At 69.3% G+C, this 14,918-nt stretch carries 12 protein-coding genes; 9 read left to right on the top strand and 3 right to left on the bottom strand.

From position 1 onward, the window contains the following. Positions 1–787 (bottom strand): DMT family transporter (locus tag VQ03_RS25720; protein WP_048453761.1); only part of this gene is annotated, 787 nt, incomplete at its 3' end. A 269-nt stretch (positions 788–1,056) separates the two neighbouring features. Here VQ03_RS25720 and VQ03_RS25715 point away from each other — a divergent pair. Beyond that, positions 1,057–1,938, top strand: a complete 882-nt coding sequence (locus tag VQ03_RS25715) for a UDP-2,3-diacylglucosamine diphosphatase (protein WP_048453760.1) — start codon at positions 1,057–1,059, stop codon at positions 1,936–1,938. Continuing rightward, positions 1,935–3,044 (top strand): glycosyltransferase family 4 protein, encoded by a 1,110-nt coding sequence (locus tag VQ03_RS25710; RefSeq protein WP_083468219.1) that lies wholly within the window; start codon positions 1,935–1,937, stop codon positions 3,042–3,044. The genes VQ03_RS25715 and VQ03_RS25710 overlap by 4 nt, the downstream gene beginning before the upstream one ends. Before the next feature lie 238 nt (positions 3,045–3,282). On the opposite strand, the gene VQ03_RS25705 is transcribed toward VQ03_RS25710, so the two are convergent. Further along, positions 3,283–3,726, bottom strand: coding sequence for a DUF488 domain-containing protein (locus VQ03_RS25705; RefSeq protein ID WP_048453759.1), 444 nt, complete (start codon positions 3,724–3,726; stop codon positions 3,283–3,285). Positions 3,727–3,937: 211 nt separating this feature from the next. Between VQ03_RS25705 and VQ03_RS25700 the strand changes: the two genes are divergently transcribed. Then, entirely contained in the window at positions 3,938–4,789 is an 852-nt protein-coding gene (locus tag VQ03_RS25700; protein ID WP_425350096.1) for a glycoside hydrolase family 25 protein, read from the top strand. Between the two features lie 263 nt (positions 4,790–5,052). Here VQ03_RS25700 and VQ03_RS25695 read toward each other — a convergent pair whose 3' ends face one another. Beyond that, complete coding sequence (locus VQ03_RS25695) at positions 5,053–6,063, bottom strand: 1-aminocyclopropane-1-carboxylate deaminase (RefSeq protein WP_048453762.1); 1,011 nt, start codon at positions 6,061–6,063, stop codon at positions 5,053–5,055. A 167-nt stretch (positions 6,064–6,230) separates the two neighbouring features. On the opposite strand from VQ03_RS25695, the gene VQ03_RS25690 reads away from it, so the two are divergent. From VQ03_RS25690 to trmFO, 6 genes are all read left to right on the top strand, one after another. Next, positions 6,231–6,695 carry an Lrp/AsnC family transcriptional regulator gene (locus VQ03_RS25690; RefSeq protein WP_048453757.1) on the top strand — a complete coding sequence of 155 codons (465 nt, stop codon included), beginning with the start codon at positions 6,231–6,233 and terminating at the stop codon, positions 6,693–6,695. 198 nt (positions 6,696–6,893) lie between these two features. Further along, on the top strand, positions 6,894–9,890 hold the full coding sequence (gene uvrA / locus VQ03_RS25685; RefSeq protein WP_048453756.1) for an excinuclease ABC subunit UvrA: 2,997 nt from the start codon (positions 6,894–6,896) through the stop codon (positions 9,888–9,890). 348 nt (positions 9,891–10,238) lie between these two features. After that, positions 10,239–11,243 carry a transporter family protein gene (locus VQ03_RS25680; RefSeq protein WP_048453755.1) on the top strand — a complete coding sequence of 335 codons (1,005 nt, stop codon included), beginning with the start codon at positions 10,239–10,241 and terminating at the stop codon, positions 11,241–11,243. 216 nt (positions 11,244–11,459) lie between these two features. Next, positions 11,460–12,431, top strand: a complete 972-nt coding sequence (locus VQ03_RS25675) for a S1C family serine protease (protein ID WP_048453754.1) — start codon at positions 11,460–11,462, stop codon at positions 12,429–12,431. A 602-nt stretch (positions 12,432–13,033) separates the two neighbouring features. After that, entirely contained in the window at positions 13,034–13,183 is a 150-nt protein-coding gene (locus VQ03_RS32245) for a DUF1127 domain-containing protein (protein ID WP_082173034.1), read from the top strand. A 187-nt stretch (positions 13,184–13,370) separates the two neighbouring features. After that, entirely contained in the window at positions 13,371–14,801 is a 1,431-nt protein-coding gene (gene trmFO / locus VQ03_RS25670; RefSeq protein ID WP_048453753.1) for a methylenetetrahydrofolate--tRNA-(uracil(54)-C(5))-methyltransferase (FADH(2)-oxidizing) TrmFO, read from the top strand. The last annotated feature ends 117 nt before the right edge of the window (positions 14,802–14,918 follow it).

Raw genomic sequence — 14,918 nt, 5'->3', positions numbered from 1 at the left:
CCAGCGAGGCGTCGCCGTGGCGGTAGCTCTCGGTGAGCAGGATCTGGCCGATGCCGCCGAGCACGCCGACGACCACGAACAGGGCGAGGTCGGCCCAGCCGGGCATCTTCCAGCCGAGGACCAGGGTCGAGAGGCCGAGCAGCGAGGTGAACAGGAAGAAGTACAGCACGATGGCGCCGGTGCGCTCGGTGCCGGTGAGCTTGCGCACCTGGATCGTGGCCGCCGCCGAGCAGCCCGCCGCCAGGATCGCGAACAGGGCACCGGTGGCGCCGTTGCCCGCCGCGCCGCCGAATTCGAGGTGGGGCGCCAGCGTGATCAGCACGCCGAGGAAGCCGACGGAGACTCCGGCCCAGCGATAGGCCTGGACCCGCTCGCGCAGCACCGCCGCCGCCAGCACCACGACGAGGATCGGCGAGGCGTAGCCGATCGCCACCGCGTCCGAAAGCGGCAGGAAGGACAGCCCGGCGAAGCCCGCGAACATGCCGCAGGCACCGATGATGCTGCGCAGGACGTGGCCCTTGAGGTTCTGCGTGCGCACGGCGTCGCGCACGCTGCCCTGCCAGCGCAGCCACAGCAGCAGCGGCGCGATGGCGATGAAGCAGCGGAAGAACACGATCTCGCCGGTCGGGAACCGGTCGGCCAGGACCTTCACCCCAGCGGACATCAGCGTGAAGGCGAGCGCCGACAGAACCTTGAGCCCGATCCCCAGATAGGGTCGCGCTGCCGCGCGGCCCGACGCGCCAGATCCGGTGACCGACCGGCCGGGGACGACGAGGGGGGCTGCCATGGGCGTGGTGCTTTTCTTGAGGGAGAAGCGGGGGAGAGGCGCGGCCGCGGATCGCGGCGGGGCATCCTGTCAAAACCACGAATCGGCACGGCCGAGGTAGAGGCCTCCCTGAGCGTCTGACCTGCGCAATCCGCATGGTGGATGTTAAGCCTCCGCAAACGGATTCCGGCCTGCCCTCCCCGGCCGAGCGTCCCTGATCCGCCCCGCGTCATCAAAGTGATACGCGAATAGGGTTTGGCTGGCGCGAGACGCCGCCAAGGAGAGTGCACGTGGCCGAGGACGCCGACGCGCTTCGCGTGCGAACCCTGTTCCTCTCGGATATCCATCTGGGCACCAAGGGCTGCCAGGCCGATTTGCTGCTCGACTTCCTGCGGGAAGTGGATGCCGACGAGATCTACCTGGTCGGCGACATCGTCGATGGTTGGAAGCTGCGCTCGGGCTGGTACTGGCCGCAATCGCACAACGACGTGGTGCAGAAGCTCCTGCGGAAGGTGCGCAAGGGATCCCGACTGGTCTACGTGCCGGGCAACCACGACGAGTTCCTGCGCGACTTCCTCGACATGCATTTCGGCGGCATCGAGATCCAGGATCAGGTGCTGCACGAGGCGGCGGACGGCAAGCGCTACCTCGTGATCCACGGCGACCAGTTCGACCTCGTGGTGCGCCACGCCCGCTGGCTGGCCTTGCTCGGCGACGGCGCCTACTCGGCGGCGCTCTTCGTCAACACCCATCTCAACTGGGTGCGCCGGCGCCTCGGCCTGACCTACTGGTCGCTGTCGGCCTGGGCCAAGCTGAAGGTCAAGAACGCCGTCAACTTCATCGGCCGGTTCGAGGAATTTCTCATCGCCGAGGCCCGCCGGGCTCAGGCCGACGGGGTGATCTGCGGCCATATCCACCATGCGGCGAGCCGCATGGTCGGCGACATGCACTATCTCAACACCGGCGACTGGGTCGAATCCTGCACGGCGGTCGTCGAGCATTACGACGGCACCATGGAGGTGATCCGCTTCGCCGAGTGGAAGCGCGCCCACGCCGAGGTCCCCACTCCCCTCACCTCGCGCAGCCGCCCCGTCGCCCCGGTCGAGGACCTGGCGCCGGCCGCCCGCACCCTGCCGGATCACCCGGCGGCGCAGGCCAGGGCCGTCGCGTGAGGCTCCTCGTCGCGACCGATGCCTGGCATCCCCAGGTCAACGGCGTCGTCCGTTCCCTCGAGCACATGGTCGCGGCGGGGCGCCGGCGCGGCCATGACCCGGTGATGCTGACGCCCCTCGACTTCGCCAGCGTGCCGCTGCCGGGCTATGCCGAGATCAGGCTCTCCCTGGTGACCGCCCGGGGCGTCGCCGCCCGCTTCCCGGCCCTCGGCCCCACCCACGTCCACATCGCCACCGAGGGGCCGATCGGGCTCGCCACCCGCCGCGTCTGCCTGGCGCAGAACCGCCCGTTCACCACCAGCTACCACACCCGCTTCCCCGAATACCTCGCCGCGCGCCTGCCGGTGCCGGAACGCTGGAGCTACGCCTGGCTGCGCCGGTTCCATGGTGCATCCAGCGGCACGATGGTGAGCACGCCCTCCCTGGAGCGCGACCTTTCGGGGCGCGGCTTCACCCGGTTGATGCGCTGGACGCGCGGCGTCGACACCGACCTGTTCCGTCCCCGCGACGGCGAGGCGGCCCCGGAGGCGCTGGCCGGCCTGCCCCGGCCGTTCTTCCTGTTCGTCGGGCGGCTCGCGGTGGAGAAGAACGTCGAGGCGTTCCTGCGCCTCGACCTCCCCGGGACCAAGCTCGTCGTCGGCGACGGGCCGGACCGGGCGCGGCTCGCCGGCATCGACCCCACGGCGCGCTTCCTCGGCACCCTGACGGGCGAGGCGCTCGCCCGGATCTACGCGGCCTCCGACGTCTTCGTCTTCCCGAGCCTGACCGACACCTTCGGCATCGTGCTGCTGGAGGCGCTCGCGAGCGGCCTTCCGGTGGCGGCCTACCCGGTCACCGGCCCCCTCGACGTGGTCGGCGGCACCGCCGTCGGGATCCTCGATCACGATCTCGGCGCGGCCGCCCGGGCGGCGCTCGCGATCCCGCGCGAGGCCTGCCGCGCGGAGGCCCTGCGCTACACCTGGGAGGCGAGTGCCGACCAGTTCTACGGCAATATCGAGGCCGCCCATGCCGAAGGGGCGCCGGCACGGCGCGGGCGGCGGATCGGCTGGCTGCGGGCGCTGCCGGGTGAGGCACCGACGCCGCTGCCGCGGGTGGGCGAGGGCTGAGGCCGCCGGCACTGGCTTCACGCATCCGCGGCCTGCCTGGCCGTGCTCCGTGATGCGCTGACCCGGCTATGCGATGAGCGCCATGAGACGCGCTGTCGGCGGCTCTTCGTTGCCGTGGACGCTCGCGATCATGGCTGACAGGAACGCGGCCGGATCAAGCCGTTCGAGATCGAGTTGTGTAATCAGGCCAGGAATATTTCGAGGACATCCGACCGGGACGCGGGCGATCTCCCGCGCTTCAGGCGAACAGGTCCACCACCTTGAACCCCCTCCCCTCCAGACGCTCGCTCAAAATCCGCCGGTGGCAGCGCTCGGGGTCGCGCTCGAAGCAGAGCAGGCAGGTCGGCCCGGCCGCGGCCAGCGCCGCCAGCTCGTCGAGGGCGGCGTCGCCGGTGGGGGTGTCCAGGACCTCCTCGCAATAGATCCGCCGCATCAGCCCGGCATCGTGGGCGCGGGCCGCCTCGCGGCCGGCCTTCGGCGTGCCGAGGCTGCGCAGATGCGTGTAGCCGATCCCGGCCTCGGTCAGCCCGGCGGCCAGCGCGCTCTTCGAGAAGCCGCGCTTGCGCGAGGCCGCCACCGCCCGCACATCGGCGAGCGTCGCAACGCCGGCATCGCGCAAGGCGGCGGTGAACCGCTCGGAATCGGCGCCTTCGTACCCGATGGTAAACAGAACCTTGGCCACGTCCCGCCCCGGCAAATGTGAGCCCCGACCGGGGCTTATGCCCGATGGACGAGGCGCGCGCGAGCCTCGGCCCGCGCGTACGTGGCTTTTCCGCCACGTGTTTCAGGATTCCGTTCAGTTCCCGTCAAGCTTCCATTAACCGGCCCCACCGCATCGAATAGCCATAGTGTTCCGCGTCAAGTCAGGTCGCGCCCCGATGCCGATGGAGTCGATGATCCCCTCCGCCCCGTGGTCCTCCGTCGTGTCGCGGGGAGTCCGGTGGGGCAAGCGCGCCCTGGCGGCGGCGAGCCTCGCCACGCTCGCGGCCTGCGCCGGCGGGGGGGGCGATTTCTACCCGACCAAGGGCGACGTGAAGCCCCATCCGGGCGTGGCCCGGGCCAAGCATCACCCGATCCAGGGCATCGACGTCTCGAAATGGCAGGGCCCGATCGACTGGGCCTCGGTGAAGGGCGCCGGCACCCAGTTCGCCTACATCAAGGCGACCGAGGGCGGCGACCATATCGACGAGCGCTTCCGCGAGAACTGGGACGGCGCCGGCCGGGCCGGGGTGCCCCGCGGCGCCTACCATTTCGTCTTCTGGTGCCGTTCGGCCAAGGAGCAGATGGACTGGTTCAAGCGCAACGTCCCCAACGACCCGACCGCCCTCCCCCCGGTTCTCGACGTCGAGTGGAACGGCCACTCGCAGCTCTGCCCGAAGAAGCTGCCGAAGGCCCAGGCCCTCGCCATGACCGAGTACATGCTGCGGGAGATGGAGGCCTATACCGGCAAGCGGCCGATCATCTACACCGACATCACGTTCCACAAGGACGTGCTGGAGGGCGAGCTGCCGGATTACCCGCACTGGGTCCGTTCCACCGCCGCCGAGCCGGAGCAGCGCTACGCCAACCGCGACTGGATGCTGTGGCAATTCACCTCGACCGGCCGGGTGCCGGGGGTGCGCGGCGACGTCGACCGCAACGCCTTCTACGGCACGAAGGCCGAATGGGCCTCGTTCCTGGCCACCGATTGCGACCCGCGGCACCATCGCCGGCTCTCGGCGGCGGGGTTGTGCACCGATAAGTGACGTTGCCGCAGTGATGGAAACGACGAAGCCCGGTCCGCGACGAGCGGCCGGGCTTCTTGCGTGAGGATCATCTCGTCCCACCTTGGCAGTCCCAATCCGCAACCTCATCCTGAGGTGCGGGCGATCGAGGATCGCTGAGCCTCGAAGGAGGGCTCCAGATGGCCCTGAGACTTCTGGAGCCCTCCTTCGAGGTCAGTCGGTCTCCGATCGACTAACGCCTCAGGATGAGGTCGTGAACGGGACGAGGCGGGGATCGTCGCTGCTCACCCGTTGCGGAACGTGTAGCTGTAGCCGTTCAGCGCCGGCGCGCCGCCGAGATGGGCGTAGAGCACCTTCGAGCCCTTGGGGAAGAAGCCCTTCTGCACCAGGTCGATCATGCCCTGCATCGACTTGCCCTCGTAGACCGGGTCGGTGATCATCGCCTCGAGCCGCGCCGCGAGGCGGATCGCCTCCACCGTCTCCTTCGAGGGCACGCCGTAGACCGGGTAGGCGTAGTCCTCCTTGATGACCACGTCGTCCTCGGTGATCTCGCCGGCGCCGACGAGAGCGGAGGTGTTGCGGGCGATCTCGAGCACCTGCGCCCGGGTCTGGGCCGGGGTGCAGGAGGCGTCGATGCCGATGACGTTGCCGGCGCGGCCGTCGGGCTTGAAGCCGACCACCATGCCGGCATGGGTCGAGCCGGTGACGGTGCAGACCACGATGTAGTCGAAGCGGATGCCCATCTCGGCTTCCTGCTTGCGCACTTCCTCGGCGAAGCCGACATAGCCTAGGCCGCCGAACTTGTGCACCGAGGCGCCGGCCGGGATCGCGTAGGGCTTGCCGCCCTTAGCCTTCACGTCCTCGATCGCCTGCTTCCAGCTGTCGCGGATGCCGATGTCGAAGCCCTCGTCAACCAGCTGCGATTCGGCGCCCATGATCCGCGTCAGCATGATGTTGCCGACCCGGTCGTAGACCGCATCCTCGTGCGGCACCCAGGCTTCCTGGATCACCCGGCACTTCATGCCGATCTTGGCCGCCACCGCCGCCACCATGCGGGTGTGGTTCGACTGCACGCCGCCGATCGACACCAGGGTGTCGGCGTTCGAGGCGATCGCGTCCGGCACGATATATTCGAGCTTGCGCAGCTTGTTGCCGCCGTAGGCGAGACCCGAATTGCAATCCTCGCGCTTGGCGTAGATCTCGACGTCGCCGCCCAGATGCGCGGTCAGGCGCGGCAGGTGCTCGATCGGGGTCGGGCCGAAGGTCAGGGGATAGCGCTCGAACTGCGACAGCATCGATTGGGTCATCGCCGGGGTCCTATGTGGAAGCCGCGTTCACACTACCAGGGCTTCGGTGAAAGGTGCTCTCGAAGTTGCGCGATATTTGATGAGCATGACGCCCTGATCACGTCGTGGCGTGCTAGATGCGTCCACCTTATCGCCGTCGGATGGAAGGATCTCTCATGGCCGCCGGGCTCGACCGCATCGACCTGAAAATTCTGCGGCTCCTGCAAGAGGATGGCCGCATCGGCAACGCGGAGCTGGCCAAGCGCGTCAATACCAGCCCGGCGACCTGCCACCGCCGCACCCAGCGCCTGTTCGACGAGGGCTACCTGCGCGGCGTGCGCGGCGTGGTGGCCCCCGAGAAGGTGGGCCGCGGCTCGCTGGTCCTCGTCGGCGTGGTGCTCGACCGCTCGACGCCCGAGAGCTTCTCCGCCTTCGAGGCCGCGGCGCTCGCCATGCCGACGCTGCTCGATTGCCACCTCGTCGCCGGCGACTTCGACTACTTCCTCAAGATCCGCGTCTCGGACATGGCGGACTTCAACCGGATGCACAGCGAGATCCTGATCGCCCTGCCCGGCGTGCGGCAGACCCGGACCTTCTTCGTCATGAAGGAGGTGATCGACAACGCCCCGCTCAGCTTGTGAGAACGCGCCGGTTGCCGCTGTACGCAGTTTGTTCTAGTCGTAAATCCAGACTTTCCGGAGCCTTGGCCCGGAAGCCCCGGCGCCCCATCTGGTCACCCACACGGTCGACAGGGTTCTCGGCATCGCGGGCTCCCGGCCGGTCCCCGGTCCCACCAAGCCTGGCCGCGCCCCGTCGGCGGCGGCCCGGAGCCTTCCTGCATGGCCTCTCTCGACAAGCTCTTCGACCGTTCCGCGGAGGGCCGCGTGATCGCGGTGCGGGGCGCCCGCGAGCACAACCTGAAGAACGTGGACCTGACGATCCCGCGCGACAAGCTGGTGGTGTTCACCGGCCTGTCCGGCTCGGGCAAGTCGTCGCTCGCCTTCGACACCATCTATGCGGAAGGCCAGCGCCGCTACGTCGAATCGCTCTCGGCCTATGCGCGCCAGTTCCTCGAGATGATGGCCAAGCCCGATGTCGACCAGATCGACGGGCTGTCGCCGGCGATCTCGATCGAGCAGAAGACGACCTCGAAGAATCCGCGCTCGACGGTCGGCACCGTCACGGAGATCTACGACTACATGCGCCTCTTGTGGGCGCGGGTCGGCATCCCCTACTCGCCGGCCACCGGCCTGCCGATCGAGAGCCAGACCGTCAGCCAGATGGTCGACCGGGTGCTGGCTTTGCCGGAGAAGACCCGGCTCTACCTGCTCGCCCCGGTCGTGCGCGGCCGCAAGGGCGAGTACCGCAAGGAGATCGCCGAGTTCCAGAAGAAGGGTTTCCAGCGCCTGCGCATCGACGGCGAGTACTACGCCATCGACGACGCGCCGAAGCTCGACAAGAAGCTCAAGCACGACATCGACGTGGTGGTGGACCGGATCGTGGTGCGGGCCGACATGGCCTCGCGGCTCGCCGATTCGTTCGAGACCGCGCTCGAACTCGCCGACGGCATCGCGGTCGTCGCCTTCGCCGACGCGCCCGAGGACGGCGAGGCGCCCGAGCCCATCACCTTCTCGTCGCGCTTCGCCTGCCCGGTCTCCGGCTTCACGATCCCGGAGATCGAGCCGCGGCTCTTCTCGTTCAACAATCCCTTCGGTGCCTGCCCGACCTGCGGCGGCATCGGCCACGAGATGCGGATCGACCCGACGCTGGTCATCGCCGACGAGGCGTTGAGCCTGTCGCGCGGCGCCGTCGCGCCCTGGGCGAAATCGACCTCGCCCTATTACGGCCAGACCCTGGAAGCCCTGGCGAAGCACTACCGCTTCCGCACCGACACGCCCTGGGCCAAGCTCACCGAGGCCGCCCGCCAGGTGGTGCTCTACGGCTCGGACGGCGACGAGATCCGCTTCGCCTACAATGACGGACTTCGCGCCTACGAGGTCTCGAAGCCGTTCGAGGGCGTGATCCCGAACCTGGAGCGGCGCTACAAGGAGACCGACAGCGACACCGCCCGCGAGGAGATCGGCCGCTTCATGGGCGAGACCCCGTGCTCGGCCTGCGGCGGCAAGCGCCTGAAGCCCGAGGCCCTGGCGGTGAAGATCGCCGGCTCCGACATCGGCGACGCCACCGTGCTCTCGGTGCGCGACGCCCATCGCTGGTTCGGCGAATTGCCCGAGCACCTGAGCCAGAAGCAGAACGAGATCGCGGTCCGCATCCTCAAGGAGATCCGCGACCGGCTGACCTTCCTGGTCGATGTCGGCCTCGAATACCTCACCCTCGCCCGCGGCTCGGGCTCGCTGTCGGGCGGCGAGAGCCAGCGCATCCGTCTGGCCTCGCAGATCGGCTCGGGGCTGACCGGCGTTCTGTACGTCCTCGACGAGCCGTCGATCGGCCTGCACCAGCGCGACAACGAGCGCCTGCTCGGCACGCTGAAGCGCCTGCGCGACCTCGGCAACTCGGTCATCGTGGTCGAGCACGACGAGGACGCGATCCTCCAGGCCGATTACGTCGTCGATGTCGGGCCCGGCGCCGGCATCCATGGCGGGCAGATCGTGGCGCAAGGCACGCCGCCCGAATTGCTGGCCGACCCGAACTCGCTCACCGCCCAATACCTCACCGGCAAGCGCTCGGTGCACGTGCCGAAGAGCCGGCGCAAGGGCAAGACGATCCCGGCGCCCAAGGGCGAGAAACCCGAGCCCCAGATGCTGCGCCTCGTCGGCGCCCGCGGCAACAACCTGAAGGACGTGACCGCCGAGATCCCCCTCGGAACCTTCACGTGCATCACCGGCGTCTCGGGCGGCGGCAAGTCGACCCTCGTGGTCGACACGCTCTACAAGGCGGTGGCGCGCAAGCTCAACGGCGCCCTCGAGCACCCGGCGCCGCACGACCGCATCGAGGGGCTCGAGCATCTCGACAAGGTCATCGACATCGACCAGTCGCCGATCGGCCGCACCCCTCGCTCGAACCCCGCCACCTATATCGGCGCCTTCACGCCGATCCGCGACTGGTTCGCCGGCCTGCCCGAGGCCAAGGCGCGCGGCTACCAGCCCGGCCGGTTCTCGTTCAACGTCAAGGGCGGGCGCTGCGAGGCCTGCTCGGGCGACGGCGTCATCAAGATCGAGATGCACTTCCTGCCCGACGTCTACGTCACCTGCGACGTCTGCAAGGGCAAGCGCTACGACCGCGAAACCCTGGAGGTGAAGTACCGCGAGCGCTCGATCGCCGACGTCCTCGACATGACCGTGGAGGAGGCGGCCGAGCTGTTCAAGGCGGTGCCGGCGATCCGCGAGAAGCTCGACACCCTGGCCCGGGTCGGCCTCGGCTATGTCCGGGTCGGCCAGCAGGCCACCACCCTGTCGGGCGGCGAGGCGCAGCGGGTGAAGCTCTCCAAGGAGCTGTCGAAGCGCGCCACCGGCCGCACCCTCTACATCCTCGACGAGCCGACCACCGGCCTGCACTTCCACGACGTCGCCAAGCTGATGGAGGTGCTGCACGAGCTGGTCGACCAGGGCAACAGCGTCGTGGTGATCGAGCACAACCTCGAGGTCATCAAGACCGCCGACTGGGTGATCGACATGGGCCCCGAGGGCGGCGACGGCGGCGGCACCATCGTGGCGCAAGGCACGCCGGAGGACATCGCGGCGTCGGAGGCGAGCCATACCGGCCGCTTCCTGCGCGAAGTCCTGGCCCGCCGTCCCGCGGCCCGGACGGCCCCGGCCGCGACCCCGAAGGTTCCGAAAACCCGAAAGACCGCCGCCAGCAAGCAGGCGGCCGAGTAGATTCGGTCGAAAATACCCGCGAATCGCCGCCGGATCGACGGCGAAACCCTCTGTGCAGTGCAGCAAGCCGGGATTTCTTCCCGGCTTCGCGCGTTATACCACCAAAGTACAAATCCGCTATTGCATGACAAAAATGCGTCATTTGCGCAACGCATCGGCATAGTCTGCGCTGCGGCCGGGCAAAAGGCTGGCTTTCCGAGCGCGGCTGTTAGAAAAATAAGACGTTCAGACTGTGCCGCATGGCCGACGCCGGAAGACCCGCCGAGACAAGCACGCATCGATGACGTGCAGTATCGGTGCGGTGTCTTGCGCGTGTCGACTTCGATAAGTGCTTGGGAAGGAAATCTCATGGTCAAGTATTGGCTGGCCGCGGGGGCGGCTGCCCTGTCGCTGAGCGTCTCCGCGACCGCGTCCTACGCGCAGACCACGACGGTGCCGGGCGAGCAGGTCGGCCTCGCGATCGGCGCTCCGCTGCCCGAGGGCATCTACGCGATCAACACCTTCACCTATCGCAGCCCCGACGGCCCGAACGCGACCTCGACCGACACCGCGGTCAACGTCCCGGTCCTGGTCTGGTCGACGCCCTGGAAGGTCCTCGGCGCCCGCTTCGAGGCGGTGGTCGCCCCGCCGACCGTGTTCACCTTCTCCCGCACCGCGGGCGGCCGCGATACCAGCATCAATGTCGGCACCTTCGTCGGCGGCATCTTCGCCTGGGATCTCGGCAACAATGTCGGCGTGAGCTACCTCTCCGGCGTCTACCTCAACGAGCTGAATGCCGGCCGCGGCGGCGGCCTGCCGATCCTGGCCTCGAACACCTACCGCCAGGGCTTCGGCATCAGCTACACGGGCGACGGCTGGAACATCACCGCCAACCTCACCTACAATTTCTACGACACGCCGGCCCGCTTCAGCGGCCGGAACGGCATTCCGGGCTTCTACGGCAGCCAGTTCCCGACCGACGCCCTCAACCTCGACCTGACGGCGACCAAGAAGTTCGGCAAGTTCGAGATCGGCGCCATCGGCTACGGCACCACCAACCTGCCGAATCGCGGTCCCCTGCCCCTCGGCGCGCCCTGCAACGGCAATTTCGGCACCTGCGGCACGGTGGTGGGCGGCGGTGGCGGCCGCTTCGCCCTCGGCGGCCTCGTCGGCTACGATTTCGGCAAGTTCTCGGTCCAGGCCTGGGTCGCCCGCGACGTCGCCACCTCCGTCAAGCAGATCTCGCCGGTCACCGGCCTGCCGACCAACCGCGACGCCTACTCGACCGAGGGCTGGTTCCGCGTCATCGCCCCGCTCTACACCGTCGCGTCGGCCCCCGAGCCGGCTCCGGTGCCGCTCGTGCGCAAGTACTGAAGCGCGGTTTCCTCCGAGCGAGACCTCACGGGACCCTTCTCTCTCGCCCGGCTCGCAGGAGCCGGGCTTTTTCGTGATCCGGTGCTCGCCGGCGCGTCTGCGACCGCCTGTCGGGGGCGGCTCCGCGACCTATAACGGGAGCGAGCGGGCGGGGCCGACGAGCCCCGCCGGATGAGACGAGACACGGGGCGATCGAGGCCCCGGCAGGAGGCCATCATGGCGGCGCCCGGCGACTGGAAGATCCCCTCCGCGGTGCAGCCCCGCCCGTCCGCCTATTCCTACGACCTCGACCAGACCCTGACCGCCGTCGTCGCCCTGTCCTCGCGGGTACCGGAGGGCGCCTACACGGCGGAGATCCTCGGCACCGAGCGGGCCGGCAACGGCGTCCTGATCGGCGAGGACGGCCTGATCCTCACCATCGGCTACCTCATCACCGAGGCCGAGAGCGTGTGGCTGACGGCCCATGACGGGCGCACCGCGCCCGGCCACGTGGTCGGCTACGACGCCGCCACCGGCTTCGGCCTGGTCCAGGCGCTGGACCGCCTCGACCTGCCTCACCTGCCCCTCGGCAGCGCCGATACCCTGCGCATCGGCGACCGGCTGGTGATGGCCGGGGCCGGCGGCCGCTCCCGGGCCGTCGCCGCCGAGGTGGTCGCCCGGCAGGAATTCGCCGGCTACTGGGAATACCTGCTCGACGACGCGATCTTCACCGCGCCCTCGCACCCGCATTGGGGCGGGGCGGCGCTGATCGGCCCGGCGGGCGAGCTCACCGGCATCGGCTCGCTCCAGCTGCAGCAGGGCGGCCGCGACAGCCGCGCCATCAACATGGCGGTGCCGATCGACCTCCTGAAGCCGATCCTCCACGACCTGACCACCCTCGGCCGCGCCTCCGGCCCGCCCCGGCCCTGGCTCGGCCTCTACGCCACCGAGATGGACGATCAGGTCGTGGTGATGGGACTCTCCCCCCGCGCCCCGGCCGAGATCGCCGACCTGCGGGCCGGCGACATCCTGCTCGGGGTGGGCCAGACGGAGGTCAGCGACCTCGCGAGTTTCCTGCGCGCCGTCTGGGCGCTGGGGCCCGCCGGCATCACCGTGCCCCTGACCGTGCATCGTGATGGCCGGACCTTGAGCATCCCGGTCGTCTCGGCCGACCGGTCGAGCTTCCTCGTCGCGCCGCGCCTGCATTGAGCGTCAGCGCGGGGTGGCGTCGGGGCCGCGGATCGAACCTACGAAGGCGCGTCTCCTCACGACGATAGGCCCCTTCGCTCCTCGCCGGAAAGGCGGCAGCCAGCGGGGCCGGGCTGCCGTCGCACGCGCCCGTCGGGGACCATCCCCAAACCGGTCACCGGATGTGGTCGGGCCCGAGCGGCGGTCGACTCCACGCATCGAGACGCATCTCGCGCCGGCAGGCCCTCCGGGGCAGCGTCCGAAGGCGTCCGACCACCCTTCTCGCGGCACTGCACACCCAGTCATCATCAGCTGCCGCATCGTTGCTCCACAGGCCGCGCGGACCGGCCGCCGACACCCTCCGCGGCGATGCCCTTCGCGTGTGCAGCATAGTGCCTAAAGCCCCGAAATTCCTGAGCTTCATGCGCCAGAGTGCTGCCAAATCGGCGGGCACAGGGCTTGGTTGACGATTCCCTGCGCGCTGCATGTGAATCATGCATGGCTGGCTTACGCGACCCCGCCTCCCACCAGCGCAGCCATTTCCCATATGGTGCGTTGCAACAGAAGCAGGCAGGCGATGCCGAAACGGTTCGCACCGGCTGCCCGCTCAGAGGTCACATCCGATGTTCGTTTCCCTCATCCTCAGCAAGATCCGCTCCTACCTCCGCTACCGTGAGACCGTGCACGAGCTGTCGCGCCTGTCTGACCGCGAGCTCGACGATCTCGGCATCAGCCGCTTCGAGATCCAGGGCATCGCCCGCTCGGTCGCGTAAGCAGGCCCGAGAGTAGCAGGGACAAGCGTACCGAGTATCCGCGTACTGCGTACCCCAAGTCGATCGAAGGCCCTCGGGCCGCCCATCGTCTCGCGCGCCCGCCCCTTCCGGCGGGCGTTCGCTTGTCCGGCCCCCTCGACGTCCCGTCGGTGTTGCATCGGCGGTGCCCGATCCGATATGCCGCGTCATGTCCGGATCAGATCCCATTCACGTCGTCGGCGGCGGCCTTGCCGGCTCGGAGGCCGCCTGGCAGATCGCCGAGGCCGGCCTGCCCGTGGTGCTGCACGAGATGCGGCCCCTGCGCGGCACCGAGGCGCACCAGACCCAGAACCTCGCCGAGCTCGTCTGCTCGAACTCGTTCCGCTCCGACGATGCGGAACTCAACGCCGTCGGGCTGCTGCATCAGGAGATGCGCCGCCTCGGCTCGCTGATCATGCGCTCCGGCGACGCCCATCAGGTGCCGGCCGGCGGCGCGCTCGCGGTGGATCGCGAGGGATTCAGCCACGCCGTGACGGTCGCGCTCGAGGCGCACCCGAACGTCACCATCGCCCGCGAGGAGATCGACGGCCTGCCGCCCGCCTCCTGGGACAGCGTGATCGTGGCGACCGGCCCGCTCACCGCGCCCGGTCTCGCCGAGGGCATCCGCGGCCTCACCGGCGCCGAGTCGCTGGCCTTCTTCGACGCCATCGCGCCGATCGTCCATCGCGACTCGATCGACATGGGCAAGGCCTGGTTCCAGTCCCGCTACGACAAGGCGGGCCCGGGCGGGACGGGGGCGGACTACATCAACTGCCCCCTCGACCGGGAGCAATACGCCGCCTTCATCACCGCCCTGATCGAGGGCGAGAAGACCTCGTTCAAGGAATGGGAGGCCTCGACCCCCTATTTCGACGGCTGCCTGCCGATCGAGGTGATGGCCGAGCGTGGCCCCGAGACCCTGCGCCACGGGCCGATGAAGCCCTTCGGCCTGACGAACCCGCACAACCCGACCGTCAAGGCCTACGCCATCGTGCAGCTGCGCCAGGACAACGCGCTCGGCACGCTCTACAACATGGTCGGCTTCCAGACGAAGCTTCGCCACGCCGAGCAGGTGCGGATCTTCCGGACGATTCCCGGCTTGGAGAACGCCGAGTTCGCCCGCCTCGGCGGCCTGCACCGCAACACCTATCTCGACAGCCCGCGCCTCCTCGACGCCACCCTGCGCCTCAGGGCCGCGCCGCGCCTGCGCTTCGCCGGCCAGATCACCGGCTGCGAGGGCTATGTCGAGAGCGCCGCGATCGGCCTGATGGCCGGGCGCTTCGCCGCCGCCGAGCGCCAGGGCCGGACGCTGGAGCCGCTGCCGGTCACCACGGCGCTCGGGGCGCTGATCGGCCACATCACCGGCGGACACGTCTCGGCCGAGGAGGCCGGCACGCCGCGCTCGTTCCAGCCGATGAACGTCAATTTCGGCCTCTTCCCGCCCCTCGACCGGGCGCCGAAGGCCCCCGACGGCAAGCGCCTGCGCGGGACCGAGAAGGCGCAGGCCAAGAAGCGGGCGATGACCGACCGGGCCCGGGCGGATCTGGGGGCGTGGCTCGGCGAGGAGCCGGCGCCGCTGCCGGCGGAGGCGGCGGAGTAGCCCCGGGCCGCTCGACGGACTGAGGGTCGAGGCGCCTCGGCCGATTCGAATCGACGATCCTCACCCACTCCACGTCGTCCCGGGGCCGCGCAGCAAAACCCGGGATGTTGGGGTGGA

Source organism: Methylobacterium tarhaniae (assembly GCF_001043955.1).
GTDB classification, from domain to species: Bacteria; Pseudomonadota; Alphaproteobacteria; order Rhizobiales; family Beijerinckiaceae; genus Methylobacterium; species Methylobacterium tarhaniae.
Note: the sequence above shows the minus strand (reverse complement) of the source record. Positions and strands in the feature narration are given on the sequence as shown.